The sequence below is a fragment of the Bifidobacterium polysaccharolyticum genome, assembly GCF_016101585.1.
In the GTDB taxonomy this organism is placed as follows: Bacteria; Actinomycetota; Actinomycetes; order Actinomycetales; family Bifidobacteriaceae; genus Bombiscardovia; species Bombiscardovia polysaccharolytica.
Genome location: NZ_JACFQG010000001.1, coordinates 136,702 through 154,218, shown reverse-complemented (window position 1 = coordinate 154,218; position 17,517 = coordinate 136,702). Strand labels below are relative to the sequence as shown.

The window sequence follows — 17,517 nt, the reverse complement described above, 5'->3', positions numbered from 1 at the left end:
ACCCGGCAAACAACCATTTCTACCACAAAGCGGTGTCATCGGATCTTGGCTCAAGGGTTAGCCAGCAGAGATGTCAGCAGACATAAAAGACCCCGTCCGCCTTAGATAGGGAAAGCGAACGGGATTTAGTCGGGGGAAGTCGAGATGACCCAGTCAGTTGCGCACTTGGTCCTTGGCGTTGTTGACAGCCTCGGTGGCGCCCTGCTCAGCCTTGGCCTTGCCGACCTTGGCATCGGCCTTGGCCTGGTCCATCTTGTCGGAGGCGGCGTCCTTGGCGTCGCCCATCTTGTCCTGGGCAGCGTCCTTGGCGTCGCCCATCTTATCGGCAACGGCGTCCTTGGCATCGGATGCCTTGTCCATAACGGTGTCCTTGACATCGCCAGCGACATCGGAAATCTTCTCGCCGGCAGACTTCATGGCATCCTTTGCATCATCCAGAATCCCCATATGGTCCTCCTTAGGTCCTTGAACGCACCGTGACGATGCGTGACCATTGCGGTCAATTTTCACTGTAACAGTCAGGGCCTTAAATCCGCGGATTGACGGGCTGACACGCCAGGAAGACACTCCAATCCGCTGGCGGTGAAACCTGACGGATCAGGGCAGCCAGACCACAGTCCCAGAACCGGGTTATCTTGGTGTTTATCCGTCGGGACCATAGGGGTCCCGCTTTCATGACGACAAGGACGATGACATGCAGGAACTTGAGGAGCGAATCCGCCGCCAGGGCACGGTCAAGCCTGGCAATGTACTCAAGGTGGACGCCTTCCTCAACCATCAGTGCGACGTGCGGCTCTTCGACCACATGGGCGCTGAATGGGCCCGCCTGTTCGCTGGACACCAGATCGACAAGATTCTGACCATCGAGGCATCCGGAATCGGCATCGCCTGCCTGGCCGCCCGCCACTTCGGGGACGTGCCGGTGGTCTTCGCCAAGAAGACCCAGTCCATCAACCTTGACGGCGACCAGTACACGGCCCGCATCTACTCCTTCACCAAGCAGCGTGAGTACCCCGTCATCGTGGCCAAGCGCTTCCTCAAGGAAGGCGAGCATGTACTGATCCTTGACGACTTCCTTGCCAAGGGCAACGCCTTGCATGGTCTGATCGACATCTGTCATGACGCCAAGGTTGTCATTGAGGGTATCGGCATCGCCGTGGAGAAGGGATTCCAGGAGGGCGGCCGTACCCTGCGCAAAGAGGGCTACAACCTCAAGTCCCTAGCCATCGTGGAAAGCATGGACCCGGACCAGGGCACCATCACCTTTGCGTCCAATGAGAATTCAAACGCTCCTTCCGCCAGAGCCAATTAGAAGCAACAACTCGCGTCAGGTGGATTGTTCAACCTGACTTTTTTAACGCTTTTTCTGGTCAGTTCACTTGCCTCACGACGGTATTCCAGTGTAATTGCTCACATCAATTTGGCAGTACAATCCTCTCATACACGTCCAAAGCGACGTTTGACTCCATACATAGTGCAAATATAGTGCCTGTTCGGATTTGGGAGTCCTTTAGCATATTTGGATAATAGTCTTCTTGGCTCCGGTTTTCTCGGAAATACCGTCTGCCCTTTAACGGTGTAAACACCGAGTAAATCTCGAGACATAAATAGACTCATCAAGCATCTCTTACACAAAGATATCGGAACAATTCTATTCGCCCTTAGCTCGAGTAAAAGAAGAGATACTCGAATCAACTCTATATAACTCAGCTAACTCAGTGCGGGTCTATCAAGTAAAATCACGTTAATTCAGAGATACAGCGAAATTAAACCCTTAAGCCACTTAGCTTCGAAGCTGATTCGCACCTGTTATGCGTTTTCATGCAGACCAAGCCAATCAGATCACAGTTAATGTCCATCCTTAATATGCCGATAACCTAAGTTTTTTGAAATTTTAACCTTGCTTCCTGTTATCTGCCTGCTGTCTAAGTCCCCACTCATCAGCTGCTCTTTCCTGAAGCTTCACGACAAATGAAGCATTTTTAGCAGTTTGAGCATTTCCGCCGTTTTCCAAATAAACTGATTTTGCCAAATTGACAACTTCTTTAAATTCTTTCTCTTTAGGCTGATGCAAGTTTACAAGGTCTTCCGAATCTAATTTCAAAGAACCTGCATCCTTTGCACAGTAAAGATATATCGTATGAAATAGTAGGTCGTTTTGTTCCCCTCGTGTCAGCCCGCAACCTTTAATTAGCTGCTTTATATTAGCGCTTGTTCGCGCTAGTCTATAATAGGCTTCCAATGGCACGTGCTCATTAAAAATCCTCGCGTACTTCTTTGCGTCACCAAGTATTTGTGCTGGTCTAGCACGCGCATAATCAGGCTGCCCAAGAAGCGTTGAAATAAGACATTGCCCCAAAAATGAGATAGAAATAATGTCCTTTGCAGGCCAGCCGTTGTTTTTTCCGGTGCTCTTCCGGCGATCATACTGAAGATGTCGATCACTAAAGTATCTTTCTATTTGTAAGTGTATCGTCTCAAGCGAATGAAGGAATGCAGGAGGAATCGATGTTTGGTTATTTGTTGCCTGTATTATTTTAGCCCTGGTCGCATGGTCACTGGAAGCGATGCACTTAATAAGAACTGTTCTGTTGTCATCTAGGCTCTTTTCCGATTTACAATACTGAGCAATCTCATTGGATGTCTGAAGCCCATTTACAATTCTGGGATTAGTCAAGGAAATTGAGTTCCCCATATCTCGTGTCACTTTATCAGCGACAATTGTGATTCCGTTGTTAAGCCACCAGAAGTCAATATCAGACTTATTCTCGAGTGTTTCATGAATTGCTTTATTGACATGTACTTTTCCTTGATAGTCACGAATATTCGCTTCAAAAAGTGACTTCTTAAGATTCTGTTTTTCATCTGTGATGAATGAAAAATAATCTCCAAGCAAGACAGTCAATATCGCACTTGACTCATCAGGACATAGAGGTTCCTTTGTACCTTTTAAACTAACCGTTTCATCGGGAGCTTCCTCAATCAGCTCAAACAAGTTCTTTGCCGTTACAAAATCCACATGAACAGACGTGTTCTTGGAAGGGATGATGGATTCTACAAGCTCCTTTAGTTCTTCTGCCTGCTTCAAGAGATTTGGGTGAACTCTCACAGCTAAAGAAACCGCCCAGAAATGAATCGATACCTGAAGTCGCTTTTTTATGGTTTGCTCTAAAATAATTCTTATGAGTTCAAAGAGATCAATTACTGCCTGATTGTACCTGTCTTTATCCGGCTGGTCTGTCTCGACAAGATTCGGAAAAGAAACTTTCCAGTTTTGAACAATGGCTTCTGAAAAATGAGTTTGATTTTTTGATTGTATAAGGTGAATATCAATTTGGCTTTTGCTATCTAGTGAAATAGATTTGGGATCTTCGCCATTCATAAGAGTATCGTTAACGAATATAAATATTCCGTCGTAACCGCCATCGAGCCCACCATCGGTCATACCTCTTGTTACTTCGTCATCATCGAGAAGATACTGAGTCAAAACTTGCTGAGCTACGACTCTTTCAAAAGCTTCATCAGCACCCATATTCTTATCAATTCGAAAACGTTCACTTTCGACAAAGTTACGGATCGTAGCCTGTGTCATATTTAGTTTTCTAGTCATTTCCCTTACTTCCATGTTTGTATTTACAACTATTTAAGCATAATTGACCAAACAAATCCAAAAATATATCAATATATATATCAACAATGTGACCATCGGTACTGCGTGAACGGATACTACTAATGCAAAGGAGCAAAGCTCAACTTGCAAACTCAAACTCGGAAACAGCACATTTAGACAAAAATTCGAGACTGAACCACAATTACAGAATTGAGCCTAGACAAAGCTACCGATAGTCGCCATACTTGCGATGACTCGAATTGACCCCACATAAAGCAGGATGGAGCCTTAAGACAGATAACGGGGGATGTGCTCACATATATTTGTATAAGAATCTACTGTTACTCTAAAATCTAAGGCATGTTTTCTTCACAAACGTTCGCTTCGATATGTGGATATAAAACAGTGTTATACTAGCATTCATTATTCAAGATTCAAGCTTGTAGATAATAAGATGACTTCAAGAGCAGGTATTCTAGTGCTCAAAGTCAGATTCGACGCTAAATCAGCAGATACCACTAAAAAAACCAAGATTGCAGTAATATGCGGAATAGGTAAAGTTATTGCAGTATTAAAATCAATCTGTTCGTTCCCCCATACTTTGATAAAAATACTCATAGATTACAACGATCAACAAATATCGAATTGACGCCTGCCGCAAAACCGTAAACTCACGATCACTATGGTTACAAACCACTACAGAAAAACTTCGGCAGTCTTGATGATGACAGCTTCTCTGTATAGCAGTGCAATATCATCTTTAGCTACTTAAAACCGCAAGAAACTGTTCTTAGCCACTACACATACTTTGTTGTTTAAACCGAGAATTGCAGAGAACCCTTAACCCCAGAGGAGAATGAGTCTCTTCTCCTACTCAATAGAAGAATCATCTAATATCCGACGGTCCTACAACCTGCTGTCGCCCGCTTAAATATATGTGGGAATCTGACACTGTATTATGTACAAATGTTGAATTACATGTAAGAGTGGTATCGTATCATTCCCGTTCAATGGTTGTCAGCGGTTTGTAGGTGACATTCGAACCAAACTGTTGATGCTAGAGCAGAGAGTGCTTTCTTTTTGGAGGCGGCTGATAGCATATCGTCAGGGAAACATGGAGCAATCGGTTGTTGTGGCATCCTCTGATTAGATAAAGCGCAGAACGATAGCTGAAACTTTGGCGCGTACTCATCAACGCTGTACACCAACGGAATGGACATCGGGCAGAAGGACTGCTAGATGCCCTCCATACCGGCCTCGGTCATTTTCTCAAGAGCGATGGCATCGGCCTCTCTCAGAAGATACTGTCGCTTCTTAGCAATGTCGCCAATAACGCGAATGCCCAAGCCAGGAAGGGGAAAGGCTAACACTAGACAATCTCGTCAGGCAAGCCCAGCTTGATGCCGATGACCCGTACCTCATCATCTGCCACGATACCAAGGTCCTCATTGATAGCATCGACATCGCCGTGGAGAGCGGATTCCAGGAGGGCGGCCGCACCCTGCGCAAAGAGGGCTACAACCTCAAGTCCTTGGCCATCGTGTAAAGCATGTACCCGGACCAGGACATCAACACCTTTGCTCAGAATCCTGCCTGAGTCGGTCTGCCCCGGTTCGGGTCGCTGCAATAAAATGGATCAGTCCACCTGATGCTCGCTGGTGCCGCCCTCCAGAATGGTCTTCACATCATTCAGGGAGATATTTACCATGGCGGTCACGGCAGCATCGGTGTAGAAGCCGATGTGTGGTGAGACCTCTACATTGGGCATGGCCTTGAGGGTCTCCAGGGCCTGGTTGTCGACCTTGGTCCCGCTCAGATCCTTTTCGAAGATGCCCGCCTCACCCTCGATGGTGTCGATGGCGGCACCAGCGATGGACTTGGTCTGCAGGGCCTCAATCAGGGCCGGGGTGTCCACAATGGGGCCGCGGGCGGCGTTGATCAGGAAGGCCGAGGGCTTCATGGCATCCAGTGCCTGGGCATTGATCAGATGATGGGTGGTATCGTCCAGCGGCGTATGAACGGTGACGATGTCGGCCCGCTTCAAAAGCGTGGGCAGATCGACGTAATCCAGGGTGTCTGCCAGCTCGGGGCGGTGGACCGGATCGTTGGCGATGACGGTGGAGCCCAGGGCCCTGAAGATTCTGGCCACGGCCGATCCGATTTTGCCTGCTCCGATGATCCCCACGGTCAGGTTGTGGATCTCATGGGCCTGAAGTCCATCCCAGGTATAGTCATCCTTGGCCTCGCGAGCGCTGGCCTCCCCCAGATGCCGAACCAGACGCATGACCTGGGCCAGAACCAGTTCGGAGACCGACCGGGGCGAGTAGGCAGGTACGTTGGTGACGACCAACCCGTTCTCCCGAGCGGCCTGCAGGTTGACGATGTCATACCCGGTGATTCGCAGGGTCAGTTGCTTGAGACCATACTCCTTGAGCCGCTGGTAGAGCTCAGGCTCGGGCAGGGCCGCGTGCTGCTGGATGACGATTCCGTCGTATCCCTTGATCATGTCAACAGTGTTCATCCCCAGATCGTGGTCAGTGGTATCCACTTGAATGTCATTGGCTTGCGCCCAGGCCTGAATGGCCTCCTGCTCGTCGGGACGTACTGAATACATAAGAATGCTGGTCATTTTTCCTGTCCTTGGTAACTGTCTTCATTGATGATTTTTGCCGGCTGTCGGATGAATCGCCAGATGAGTCATCCGCGATTCTGACGCATATAGTCGCCGATCCGCTCCACGGCGGTGTGCAGGTCCTCCATGGAAGCCGCGTAGGAGATGCGGACGTAGCCCTCACCCCCGGGCCCAAAGCTTGCCCCGGGGATTACCGCCACCTTGGCCTTGCGAGCCAGGTCATAGACGAAGCTCCAGCTGTCGCGCATGCCCTCGGGCAGCCGGGCGAAGATATAGAAGGCGCCCTTGGGATCAATGACATCCAGACCGACCTCGGGCAGGGCCTTGACCAGATAGTCCCGCCGCTTGCGATATGCTTCGCGCATCGGGTCCGTGTCATTCATACCCTTGGTCAGAGCCTCCTGGGCCGCATACTGGGCGTTGGTGGTCACCGAGGTAATAGTGAACTCGTTAACCTTGCTGATCTGATCAATAACGTCGGCGGGGCCAGCTGCGATGCCGACACGCCATCCAGTCATGGCATGGGACTTGGAAACCCCGCCAAGAACGACTGTCTGCTCGGGCAGGATAGTGCCCATGGACACGTGAGTACCCTGGTAGGTCAGCTCGGCGTAGATTTCATCGCTGAGCACGAAGAAGCCGTGCTTGCGCGCCACCTGGGCCAGAGCCTCCAGATCCTCACGGGCATAGGTCACGCCGGTGGGGTTGGTGGGATAGTTGAGCACCAGGGCTTTGACCGGACCCTCGCTGTTTTCGACGGCGGCCTCCAGTTTGTCCGGCTTGAGAATGAAGCCGTCCTCGGAGGTATCCACGAAGACGGTTTTGGCGCCGCTCAGCTGGGCGATGGGGATGTAAAGCGGGAAGATGGGCGTGGGCAGAATGACCGTATCACCCGGGTTGATCATGGCGGTAAGGCCCGAGAAGATGCCCCCGGTGGCACCGGCCGTAATCACAATCTGGCTGTCAGGGTCGTAGTCCAGCCCGTACTTGGCCTGAAGATAGTCGGCAGCTGCCTTACGCAGACTGGGCATACCGCGGCTCTCGGTGTAATGACTGTAATTGTTTTGAATGGCCTCGATGCCCGCCTGCTTGACATGCTCGGGGGTGAAGAAGTCAGGCTCCCCCAGGGTCAGCTTCACGATGCCGTCTATTCCGGCGATCTCCTTGTTGAATTCGAGTATGTCGCTCGGCGCCAGAGCTTTGACCCTGGCATTCATATGATCCGCCAATGTCATTGGCTTGTCCTTTCCCATGCGGTTACTACAACCATTGTCGCTGGTACTGCCCTACCGACTATGCGGTGACGATGCACGGGAAATGCTGTCGACGACTGCAGGGCCGGTGGGTTCCGATCCGTGCAACCGTTCCTACAAGGCACCGGGCGTCACAGATCGAATCCGTGCCACCAATAGGTAAATCGTGTGCCCTGCATGCTGAAACCTCCTGCGGAATCTACAATCAGCATTAGAGTAAGCGTACAGCGAAGTTCCAGCAATCTTATAAACGCGACCATTATTTGACCAGACGCTTGCATTTTGCGGACGCGATAAGCATCCAAAATAAACGTGCCTATGACAAGACAGACCAGACTAATCTCGAAATTTCAGAGATTTATCTTAAGGCTCCCTTGGGAGTCTCTCGCAAGCCGCAGCCTGCGAATCCGTAATCAACACATTCAGATACCCCTTCCCATACAAGCTCATCCCGTACCGAAGCATTGGTCGTTTGCATCCTGGGTCCTATCTCTTCACTACGGTCTGTAAGCTATGCTCGGCAAGAACGAATTCGGGTAAAAGTCTTGTCAAAGTTGTGTCGCACTACCAAACTCGGACGCGAGATTCGCCTTATCCGACTGTTGCGTCCCTGCATTGAGATCTCTGTCATATACTTTGCCTCAAAGACAGGCAAGAGACAGAATTCTTGGTTGTGCCGGCCAAAAGGGGTGAGGAAATGACCATTCGAGTTGCACTGGTCACAGGGGCCACCAGCGGCATTGGGTATGAAACCGCTCGAATGCTCGCAGAGCATGGATACCGAGTGTATGCAGCAGGACGACGCGTTCAACGGCTGGAGCCGCTTGGCGACAAGGGGGTGACGGCTGTGCAGATGGACCTGACTGATTCTGCATCCATTGAGAAGGCTGTCGCACGAATTCTGCAGAAGGAAAAACGCGTCGACCTGCTGGTCAACAATGCCGGATATGGCTCCTATGGTCCGGTCGAACAGGTCTCCATCGAAGAGGTGCGACGACAATTTGAGGTCAACCTCTTCGGCCTTGCCCGCTTAACCCAGCTGGTACTGCCCGCCATGCGCCGAGCCAGACACGGCCGGATCGTGAACACATCATCCATGGCTGGCCGGATGGTCACCTATATGGGTGCCTGGTACCATGCCACCAAATACGCTCTTGAAGCCTTCAGTGATGCTTTGCGCATGGAAGTGCGTCCCTTCGGCATCGACGTGGTCCTAATCGAGCCGGGGGCCATCGCCACCAACTGGGGCGCGATAGCCGCCGAACATCTCCAGACAGTCACACGCAAGAATGCCTATCAAAAGTCAGGATCCCAAGCTGCCGCCGGGTTGCGCAAACTGTACTCCAGCAGGCATTTGACCCAACCATCAACCATCGCCAAGACCATCGTACGTGCCTCGACAGTACGCCATCCCCGTCCACGTTACCTTCTGGGCTTCGGCGCCAAGCCTCTGGTCGCCCTTCATGCCCTGCTCCCCACCCGTGCATGGGACTATCTGATGGTCCATGCTAAGGACTTGTAGACAATAAAAAAGGTATCAAACGATACCCCACCGTCGAGTTTCAAAGGAATAAAGGCATTTAGGGCATGTTCATTCAGATGAACCGGTCCACAGCTTCTTAGATTCACTGCTGCTGAATACGAAAAGCTCGCTTTTGAAAGCCGCCAAGCTATGCAAAATGAAGCAGACAGTCAGCAAGGGATTCCGTAGGACAGGATCAGCATCCTTACCACAGAGTCCCTCGCCAATTGGCAGAATTCCGACTCCTCAAACCTCTAGAGCTTGAGCTCCTAGGAGCGCCTGCTCTGCCGCCATGGGGACTCGTCCCAGTCCATCCAGACCAACATTGAGCAGGTAGTTGATGCCGTACTTGTTCAGATGGGCCTTGTAATCGTGAATGGTCTTCGGGCTCTTCCAGTTCTGGTCATGGTAGGAGAATCCCCAGGAATCGTTGATGGTTCCGGCGGTCTCATAAAGGCCGAGCTTTGAGGGTTTGAATCCTTCGACGGAATTGTAATCGACATCTTCCTCCGAGGAGGCCTTGGCGCTGGCATCCGAATCCTCAGGAATCTCGTTGTCTCCCAACGAAACATAGTCGTAGCGACCGTTGCCCAGTCTGGAATTAATCAGGCAGTCGGGCTGCAGGCGCTTGACCGTATCGTAGATGGTCTGGCTCTGCTCGTCGCTGAGAGTCATGGGCATGTCGAACCAGGCGACCGATATTTCCCCGTAGTTGCTCATGATCTCTTCGATCTGCGGCATGATCTTGTGCTTGAACGCACGGTCGTAGTTCTTCTCCCCCACAAAGTCCCAGCTGTTGTCCCAGGTGGTGCCCGCCGTCTCGATGTCATTTGAGAGGTATCCGCCGCCATCCGGTTCATGCCAATCCAAATCTTGAGAATAGTAAAGGCCAAATCGCAGGCCAGCCTTGCGGCAGGCCAGGGACAACTCGCCAATTACATCCCGGTGAAATGGTGTCGCGTCATAGACGTTGTAAGCATCTACCAGGGATCGGTACATGGCGAAGCCGTCGTGGTGCTTTGCTGTGACGACCAGATACTGCATGCCGCAACGCTTTGCAAGATCGACTATGGCATCGGCATCGAAGTAGATGGGATTGAAGGCCTGGGTCAGGCGTTCGTACTCCTTGTTGGGAATCTGGAGCTTGGATTGGATCCACTCCGCGTAGTTGCTTGACGACTTTCCCTGGTACTCCCCTCCCAGGAGCGAATAGAGACCCCAGTGAATCATCATTCCATACTTGGCTTGCTTGAACCATTCCACGGTATCGCTCATTACTTACCTCTGTTTCTGCTGATTAACACGAATTGTTTGAACCGGACCTCAGATGGTCAGCTTGCCCTTCTTGACAACGAAAGTATCATAAAGAGCCATACGCACATAGCGGACTCCTGTACACATGATCATGAAACCTGGATCTTTCCTGCCAAGTACCCTGACCGAAACCTGGAAAGAAGTAACGAGCAACCAGGGAGCTGAGGATCCCGGTGGTATTGGCTGCAAAGCCTTCAAATGACGTAGATAAGGTGCCTAGCATCAAAATCGGTGGACTGCTGTTCACTGTACCTCTTTTGACCCCATGAAGGTTCCTTCCTCGGAACTGTCAGCACGTTCCCCATTCGTGATGGAGAGCGATTGCTTCACTCATATACTGCAAAACAACCGGATTCCATGAACCATCTTGGTCATGAATACTTCGATAGGTACTATTTTGTTAACAGTATATACCCAATTCAGAATCATACATGCCAGAGACTTCATGCCACTATGAATTATCAAGATCTGCCATAGGGCGATTAACGAGCATATTATTAGTATCCGGTCTTTAAAGCGACTTAATGGCATGTATGCAAAACTGATATCTGACAAACGATTAAGAGCACAAACATGACATTCTACAAAACAAGAAGTATCTTTAGTAACTGTCATTAACAGACAAGAATAGGATAGAGGACATCATTGCTGTCTGCATGCGAGCAAGGCAAGCCCGCTACTGACAGTTTGCCCTCAAGAGCACGGTCCATCAGCTTGGTCATTCGACGATCGGCTGAGGACCGGCACACTAACTGCATTCGTGTTCCGGTCAGGAAGAGCCAAACAACCATACCGACAGAAAGGAACAAGCAAATGTGTGATTCATCCCCGCAGAAAGCCAGTCACGATCAGTCCACTTGGGCATCTATTGCTACCTGGCGGATGGCCTATGAAGGTATGGTCAAGGCCAGTTCCGGTCTTGAAGAGGGCGGCCAGTCGGGCGATGCTGTCGAGAGGCTGATTCAAGAAGTTGAGGCCAACCCGGATTACACCTCCGTCGGTTATGGCGCCTTGCCGAACCGGGAAGGCGAGATGGAGATGGATGCTGCTTTCATGGACGGGAACAGCATGGCCTTGGGCGCAGTGGCCGGCATCCAGCATGTACTCCACCCCATATCCGTGGCAAGGCAACTGAGTCGACGCCATACCAGCAGCTTTCTGGTTGGACAGGGAGCGACTCGCTACGCCCAGGTCAGCGGATTCGAAATGCGCAATATGCTGACGGACAGAGCCAGAAGACGTTGGGAGCTGGAGGCTGCCAAGACCACAACACCGGAGTCTGCCAGCCCCTATCGAGGGCACGATACGGTCGGGGCCATCTCCTTGGATATGCAGGGATCGATGGCTGTTGGCACATCGACATCGGGTCTCTTTATGAAGGAGCCGGGCAGAGTGGGCGATTCACCCCTGCCCGGCTCGGGCTTCTACGTGGACAGCACTATCGGAGGAGCTGCCGCCACCGGGCTGGGAGAAGACATCATGAAAGGATGCCTCTCCTATCGTATCGTCGCCCTGATGGGAAGCGGATTGACCCCGCAGGAAGCCTGCGATTCTGCAGTCTACGAATTCGACGACCTCCTGAGGAACCGCTACGGCAAGGCCGGCGAGATCTCTCTGATCGCCCTCAACAAGAGAGGGGATTGGGGGGTCGCCACCAACGTGGAATTCACCTTCTGCACAGCCAAGAAAGGCCAGCAGATACGCATACTCATGGCCAATCCGGACGGTAAGGGCAGAACACGAATCGAACCAGTGACTAAGGAATGGCTGCAGGAATATAAACGCTCGCTCAAGGCACCCATCAAATGAACGTCTATTATTCTTGACTGTTTGGTCAAATAATGCTATCTTGGCGAGCATGGGTCGCAAGAGAAGCTTCGATGATGATGAGGTGCTTGCCCGTGCCCGCGAGGTTTTCTTGGAGCATGGCTATGAGGGCACGTCGATCGATGCTCTCGTCAAGGCCACGGGTCTGCTCCGAGGTAGTCTCTACGGTGCGTTCGGCAGCAAGCGTGGCATGTTCGTAGCTGCGCTGCATGATGCAACAGATTCGGAGTCGCGCGATTCAAAAGTGCTCAATCTGGTATTGGTGGCACTCATGGAGCTGTCAGATCATGATTTGGAGGTTCGTGGGCTGGTCAGGGATTACCTCGTGAAGCTGTCCTGCTCGGAATCAGGCGATACCAACGCCGTCACCGTTAATGTCGCCACGCTCCTTGGCGAAAGGCTGCTGCAACGTGCACATGTTCAGTTGCAGTCTGATAATGAAAGAAGCAAGTCATGAACAACAAGGTGGCAATTGTCGGGCGAACACTGGAGATTGAACCACAGGGTTTAGATAAAATGTGGTCGTTCAAGCGAAAATTAGTGATGCCAATCGAGCATGTTCTAGGTGCGAGCGAGGATCCGGGCATTCTTGATGATGCCAAAGGCTGGCGTGCACTTGGCCTTCATGTTCCCGGTAAATGGGCCGGTACATTCACCGAGCATGGGGAGATAACATTCTGGAATGTCACCAGACCGGAAAGTCCCATCGTCATCCAACTCAAGGGCGAACGCTATGACCGACTGGTGCTTGGGGTGGAACATCCCCATGAGTTGGTCAACCGGATCAACGCGGCCATCAGCGAGCAACAAAGGACGAATTGCAGCATCTGAGTTCTTTTATCGACCATTGACATTTATAGCCCAAGCACCAAATAACTGGGCCGACAAGTCATCTGAACAATACTGTCTTTGACACATTGCCGTATGGCTTGTCGACCCAGATACTCACTCCCACTCGATGGTTGCCGGAGGCTTCGAGGTGCAATCCAGGACCACGCGGTTGATGCCCGGGCACTCGTTGGTAATGCGTGTGGAAATAGTGGCCAGCACGTCATAGGGCAGACGTGTCCAGTCGGCGGTCATGGCGTCCTCAGAGGAAACAGGACGCAGCACGATCGGCGAACCATAGGTACGCTCGTCGCCCTGCACACCTACTGAATGCACATTGGCCAGCAGCACCACCGGGCACTGCCAGATCTGCCGATCCAGTCCGGCTCGTGACAGCTCCTCGCGGGCGATGGCATCAGCCTCACGCAGAGTCTCCAAGCGTTCACGGGTGATTTCGCCAATGATGCGGATGCCCAGACCAGGACCCGGGAAGGGCTGACGCCAGACGATCTGGTCAGGCAGGCCCAGTTCGGTGCCGATGGCCCGGACTTCATCCTTGAAGAGGGTGCGCAGGGGCTCGATGAGCTTGAACTTGACATCCTTGGGCAGACCACCCACATTGTGGTGGGACTTGATATTGGCCGCTCCGTCTCCACCACCAGACTCGACCACGTCTGGGTAGAGCGTGCCCTGCACCAGGAACTTGACTTCCTTGCCGGTCTTGCCGGCCTCCTCGATCACCTGCCGCTGGGCTTTTTCAAAAGTGCGGATGAACTTCTCCCCGATGATCTTGCGCTTGCGCTCAGGCTCGGAAACGCCCTTGAGAGCGGTCAGGAAGTCCTGCGAGGCATCCACGGCGATCAGCTTGATGCCCGTGGCGGCCACAAAATCATGCTTGACCTGTTCGGCCTCCCCCTTACGCAGCAGGCCATGATCCACGAAGACGCAGGTCAGCTGGTCGCCGACGGCCCTGTGGACCAAGGCAGCTGCTACGGCTGAATCGACGCCGCCCGACAGGCCGCAGATGACCTGGTCGTCACCCACCGTGCGACGGATCTTCTCCACCTGTTGTTCGATGATGCCTGAGGCGTTCCAATCCGACGGCAGTCCGGCGCACTGGTGCAGGAAGCGGTCGATCAGGTCCTGCCCCAGAGGGGTGTTGGTCACCTCGGGATGCCACTGGACCCCGTACAGCCCCCGGGATGGATCCTGCATGGCCGCCACCGGGGCACCCTCGGTATGCGCCAAAACCTCAAAGCCATCGGGCGCTCGATTGACGGCGACGCCATGGCTCATCCATACATCCTGCTGCGCGGGCGAATCCTGCAGTATTCCCTTGGCGCTGTCGATGAAGGCCTCGGTCTTGCCGTACTCCCCCAGGGCTGCCTTGTCCACCTCGCCACCCAGCTCATGGGCCATGACCTGGAAGCCGTAGCAGATGCCCAGCACAGGCACCCCCGCCTCGAAAACCCTCTTGTCGATAGTCGGCGCCCCGTCCACGTAGACGGAGGCTGGGCCGCCGGAAAGGATGACCGCCTTGGGATCCTTGGCCAGCATCTGGTCCAGGCTCATCGAATGAGGCACCAGCTCAGAGTAGACCCCCGCCTCCCTGACTCGACGAGCGATCAGCTGGGCGTACTGCGCACCGAAATCGACCACCAGGACGGGACCCTGTGCCATAAGACTCCTTATATATATGTATGCTGTGTCTGCCATGGATGCCCGAGAGCGACGATTCAACGCCCGCGGACAAGTCCAGTATGGTTGCAGTTTTCGACAATGCTACCGTCATTGCGGCCTGGTCGCACCCCCAGAGGAAATACATGCCTGCAAGCAGACAATTCCATCGCATTTTCTCACAAGAGCGAACACACACTGCAAGAAAACGTTCAGAAAAGTCTGCTCGTTCACGTACCATGTAGGCATTGGGTACGGACCCGGCAGATGCCTGAAATGACACTGCACAAGCCCGTAACCGAAGTAAATAAACAATCGCACTAAAGTGCAGGAGTACACATGACGAATCCTGTTATCGGCACCCCTTGGGCGAAGCTGGAGACCCCAATCGCCGAGGAGACCCTCGAGGCCGTCGACAAGTATTGGCGGGCGGCCAACTATCTTTCCATCGGACAGATTTATCTTCGCAGCAACCCCCTGATGAAGGAGCCCTTCACTCGGGAGGATGTCAAGCATCGTCTGGTCGGCCACTGGGGCACCACCCCCGGCTTGAACTTCCTGCTGGGTCATATCAACCGTCTGATCGCCGACCATCAGCAGAACACCGTGATCATCATGGGCCCCGGCCATGGCGGCCCCGCCGGTACCTCGCAGTCCTACCTGGATGGCACCTACAGCGAGTACTACCCCAAGATCACCAACGATGAGGCTGGCCTGCAGAAGTTCTTCCGCCAGTTCTCCTACCCGGGAGGCATCCCCTCCCACTTCGCGCCTGAGACCCCCGGGTCCATTCACGAGGGCGGGGAACTGGGTTACGCCCTCTCCCACGCCTACGGCGCCATTATGAACAACCCCAGCCTCTTCGTGCCCTGCATCGTGGGCGACGGCGAAGCCGAGACCGGCCCTCTGGCCACCGGCTGGCAGTCCAACAAGCTGGTCAACCCCCGCACCGACGGCATCGTCCTGCCCATCCTGCACCTGAACGGTTACAAGATTGCCAACCCGACCATCCTTTCGCGCATCTCCGACGAGGAGCTGCATGAGTACTTCCATGGCATGGGCTACGAGCCCTTCGAGTTCGTCGCAGGGTTCGATGATGAGGACCATCTGTCCATCCACCGTCGCTTCGCAGACATGCTGGAGACTGTCTTCGACAAGATCTGCGACATCAAGGCCCGGGCCGAAACCGACGACATGACGCGTCCCTTCTACCCCATGATCATCTTCCGCACCCCCAAGGGCTGGACCTGCCCCAAGTTCATCGACGGCAAGAAGACCGAGGGATCCTGGCGGGCCCACCAGGTGCCGCTGACCTCCGCCCGCGACACCGAGGCCCACTTCCAGATCCTCAAGAACTGGCTGGCCTCCTACAAGCCCGAGGAGCTCTTCGACGAGAAGGGCACCCTGCGTCCCGAGGTCACCAGCTTCATGCCCAAGGGCGACCTGCGCATCGGCGAGAACCCCAACGCCAACGGTGGCCGGCTGCTCAAACCGCTGGAGCTGCCTGACATCCACGATTACGAGATCGACATCAAGAAGCACGGCCATGGTTGGGGCGCCACCGAGGCCACCCGCGTCCTGGGATACTACACTCGCGACGTACTGGCCAAGAACCCCACCGACTTCCGCATTTTCGGGCCTGACGAGACGGCTTCCAACCGTCTGGCAGCCGCCTATGAGGTGACCAACAAGCAGTGGGATGCCGACTACCTGTCGGAGCTGACCGACGAGCATATGGCTCATACCGGCCAGGTCATCGAGCAGCTCTCCGAGCACCAGATGGAAGGCTTCCTGGAGGGCTATCTGCTGACCGGACGCCACGGCATCTGGAGCTCCTACGAGTCCTTCGTGCACGTCATCGACTCCATGATCAACCAGCACGCCAAGTGGCTGGAGGCCACCGTCCGCGAGATTCCGTGGCGCAAGCCCATCGCCGGACTGAACCTCCTGGTCACCTCGCACGTCTGGCGTCAGGACCACAACGGGTTCTCCCACCAGGATCCCGGCTTCGTCGACATCCTGCTGAACAAGAACTTCAACAACGATCACGTGGTCAACATCTACTTCCCCGCCGATGCCAACATGCTGCTAAACGTGGGCGAACGTTGCTACAAGTCGACCAACTGCATCAACGCCATCTTCGCCGGCAAGCAGCCCGCCGCCACCTACCAGAGCGTGGACGAGGCCGCCGCCGAGCTGGAGAAGGGGGCCGCCCGCTGGGATTGGGCCTCCAACGCCAAGGATGCCGAGGATGCTGATGTGGTCATCGCCACTGCAGGTGACATCCCCACCCAAGAGGCCCTGGCTGCCGACGACATGCTGCAGAAGCTGGGCGTGAAGGTCCAGTTCGTCAACGTGGTTGATCTGCTGAAAATCCAGGACGCCGAAGAGAATGATCAGGCCCTGTCCGACGAGGAGTTCACCGAGCTCTTCAGCAAGGACAAGCCGGTCTTGTTCGCCTTCCACGCCTACCCCGGCTCCATCTACCGCCTGATCCACGGACGTCCCAACCACGACAACTTCTCCGTGCACGGCTACGAGGAGCAGGGCTCCACCACCACGCCCTTCGACATGGTGCGCGTCAACAACATGGATCGTTGGTGCCTGGCCGCCTCCGCCCTGAAGCTGGTGGACGCCGGCAAGTACGCCGACCAGATCGACAAGTGGACCAAGTTCCGCGACGAGGCCTTCCAGTTCGCCGTGGACAAGGGCTACGACCACCCCGATTACACCGATTGGGTCTGGCCCGATGCCAACCGCGCCGGCCAGGAGACCATCTCCGCCACCGCCGCGACCGCCGGAGACAACGAGTGATACGCTGATCCGACCCTGGAACCGCCCGTCATGCGCAGCC

12 protein-coding genes and 1 pseudogene are annotated in these 17,517 nt (G+C 53.8%); 6 read left to right on the top strand and 7 right to left on the bottom strand.

Features of this window, described 5'->3' with window-relative positions; all coding sequences use genetic code 11:
* Positions 1 to 153: 153 nt before the first annotated feature.
* Entirely contained in the window at positions 154 to 447 is a 294-nt protein-coding gene (locus H3T90_RS00575) for a hypothetical protein (RefSeq protein WP_045924523.1), read from the bottom strand.
* A 247-nt stretch (positions 448 to 694) separates the two neighbouring features.
* Between H3T90_RS00575 and H3T90_RS00570 the strand changes: the two genes are divergently transcribed.
* Positions 695 to 1,312 carry a xanthine phosphoribosyltransferase gene (locus H3T90_RS00570; protein ID WP_198229271.1) on the top strand — a complete coding sequence of 206 codons (618 nt, stop codon included), beginning with the start codon at positions 695 to 697 and terminating at the stop codon, positions 1,310 to 1,312.
* Positions 1,313 to 1,894: 582 nt separating this feature from the next.
* On the opposite strand, the gene H3T90_RS00565 is transcribed toward H3T90_RS00570, so the two are convergent.
* The 4 genes and pseudogenes from H3T90_RS00565 to H3T90_RS00550 form a co-directional block, all read right to left on the bottom strand.
* Positions 1,895 to 3,592: an AIPR family protein gene (locus H3T90_RS00565; protein WP_198229270.1), complete on the bottom strand. Its 1,698-nt coding sequence runs from the start codon at positions 3,590 to 3,592 to the stop codon at positions 1,895 to 1,897.
* A gap of 1,215 nt (positions 3,593 to 4,807) precedes the next feature.
* Positions 4,808 to 5,057, bottom strand: a pseudogene (locus tag H3T90_RS09055) (glutamine-hydrolyzing GMP synthase); the annotation flags it as partial.
* A 189-nt stretch (positions 5,058 to 5,246) separates the two neighbouring features.
* Complete coding sequence (locus H3T90_RS00555) at positions 5,247 to 6,239, bottom strand: D-2-hydroxyacid dehydrogenase (protein ID WP_198229267.1); 993 nt, start codon at positions 6,237 to 6,239, stop codon at positions 5,247 to 5,249.
* 68 nt (positions 6,240 to 6,307) lie between these two features.
* Positions 6,308 to 7,477: an aminotransferase class I/II-fold pyridoxal phosphate-dependent enzyme gene (locus H3T90_RS00550; RefSeq protein ID WP_198229265.1), complete on the bottom strand. Its 1,170-nt coding sequence runs from the start codon at positions 7,475 to 7,477 to the stop codon at positions 6,308 to 6,310.
* A 715-nt stretch (positions 7,478 to 8,192) separates the two neighbouring features.
* Between H3T90_RS00550 and H3T90_RS00545 the strand changes: the two genes are divergently transcribed.
* A complete protein-coding gene (locus tag H3T90_RS00545; protein ID WP_198229263.1) occupies positions 8,193 to 9,017 on the top strand; it encodes an oxidoreductase in 825 nt (274 codons plus the stop codon).
* 246 nt (positions 9,018 to 9,263) lie between these two features.
* Here the strand turns inward: H3T90_RS00545 and H3T90_RS00540 are convergent, their stop codons facing one another.
* The gene (locus H3T90_RS00540; protein ID WP_198229261.1) at positions 9,264 to 10,292 is read right to left on the bottom strand and encodes an alpha-L-fucosidase; all 1,029 of its coding nucleotides are present in this window, start codon (positions 10,290 to 10,292) and stop codon (positions 9,264 to 9,266) included.
* Between the two features lie 852 nt (positions 10,293 to 11,144).
* Between H3T90_RS00540 and H3T90_RS00535 the strand changes: the two genes are divergently transcribed.
* From H3T90_RS00535 to H3T90_RS00525, 3 genes are read left to right on the top strand one after another with little or no spacing between them, the layout of a single operon-like run.
* Complete coding sequence (locus tag H3T90_RS00535; RefSeq protein WP_198229259.1) at positions 11,145 to 12,140, top strand: glycosylasparaginase; 996 nt, start codon at positions 11,145 to 11,147, stop codon at positions 12,138 to 12,140.
* 49 nt (positions 12,141 to 12,189) lie between these two features.
* Positions 12,190 to 12,615 (top strand): helix-turn-helix domain-containing protein, encoded by a 426-nt coding sequence (locus H3T90_RS00530; protein WP_110425321.1) that lies wholly within the window; start codon positions 12,190 to 12,192, stop codon positions 12,613 to 12,615.
* Entirely contained in the window at positions 12,612 to 12,989 is a 378-nt protein-coding gene (locus H3T90_RS00525) for a PH domain-containing protein (RefSeq protein WP_198229258.1), read from the top strand. Before H3T90_RS00530 ends, H3T90_RS00525 begins: the two co-directional genes overlap by 4 nt.
* Positions 12,990 to 13,103: 114 nt before the next feature.
* Here H3T90_RS00525 and guaA read toward each other — a convergent pair whose 3' ends face one another.
* Positions 13,104 to 14,666: a glutamine-hydrolyzing GMP synthase gene (gene guaA, locus H3T90_RS00520; RefSeq protein ID WP_198229256.1), complete on the bottom strand. Its 1,563-nt coding sequence runs from the start codon at positions 14,664 to 14,666 to the stop codon at positions 13,104 to 13,106.
* Positions 14,667 to 15,002: 336 nt separating this feature from the next.
* On the opposite strand from guaA, the gene H3T90_RS00515 reads away from it, so the two are divergent.
* Positions 15,003 to 17,477 carry a phosphoketolase gene (locus tag H3T90_RS00515; protein WP_046323000.1) on the top strand — a complete coding sequence of 825 codons (2,475 nt, stop codon included), beginning with the start codon at positions 15,003 to 15,005 and terminating at the stop codon, positions 17,475 to 17,477.
* Positions 17,478 to 17,517: the final 40 nt, after the last annotated feature.

What these genes read in the sequence shown, in the direction of transcription:
- H3T90_RS00575 (WP_045924523.1), bottom strand. Translation starts at nt 447, where the DNA reads ATGGGGATTCTGGATGATGCAAAGGATGCCATGAAGTCTGCCGGCGAG.
- H3T90_RS00570 (WP_198229271.1), top strand. Translation starts at nt 695, where the DNA reads ATGCAGGAACTTGAGGAGCGAATCCGCCGCCAGGGCACGGTCAAGCCT.
- H3T90_RS00565 (WP_198229270.1), bottom strand. Translation starts at nt 3,592, where the DNA reads ATGACACAGGCTACGATCCGTAACTTTGTCGAAAGTGAACGTTTTCGA.
- H3T90_RS00555 (WP_198229267.1), bottom strand. Translation starts at nt 6,239, where the DNA reads ATGACCAGCATTCTTATGTATTCAGTACGTCCCGACGAGCAGGAGGCC.
- H3T90_RS00550 (WP_198229265.1), bottom strand. Translation starts at nt 7,477, where the DNA reads ATGACATTGGCGGATCATATGAATGCCAGGGTCAAAGCTCTGGCGCCG.
- H3T90_RS00545 (WP_198229263.1), top strand. Translation starts at nt 8,193, where the DNA reads ATGACCATTCGAGTTGCACTGGTCACAGGGGCCACCAGCGGCATTGGG.
- H3T90_RS00540 (WP_198229261.1), bottom strand. Translation starts at nt 10,292, where the DNA reads ATGAGCGATACCGTGGAATGGTTCAAGCAAGCCAAGTATGGAATGATG.
- H3T90_RS00535 (WP_198229259.1), top strand. Translation starts at nt 11,145, where the DNA reads ATGTGTGATTCATCCCCGCAGAAAGCCAGTCACGATCAGTCCACTTGG.
- H3T90_RS00530 (WP_110425321.1), top strand. Translation starts at nt 12,190, where the DNA reads ATGGGTCGCAAGAGAAGCTTCGATGATGATGAGGTGCTTGCCCGTGCC.
- H3T90_RS00525 (WP_198229258.1), top strand. Translation starts at nt 12,612, where the DNA reads ATGAACAACAAGGTGGCAATTGTCGGGCGAACACTGGAGATTGAACCA.
- guaA (WP_198229256.1), bottom strand. Translation starts at nt 14,666, where the DNA reads ATGGCACAGGGTCCCGTCCTGGTGGTCGATTTCGGTGCGCAGTACGCC.
- H3T90_RS00515 (WP_046323000.1), top strand. Translation starts at nt 15,003, where the DNA reads ATGACGAATCCTGTTATCGGCACCCCTTGGGCGAAGCTGGAGACCCCA.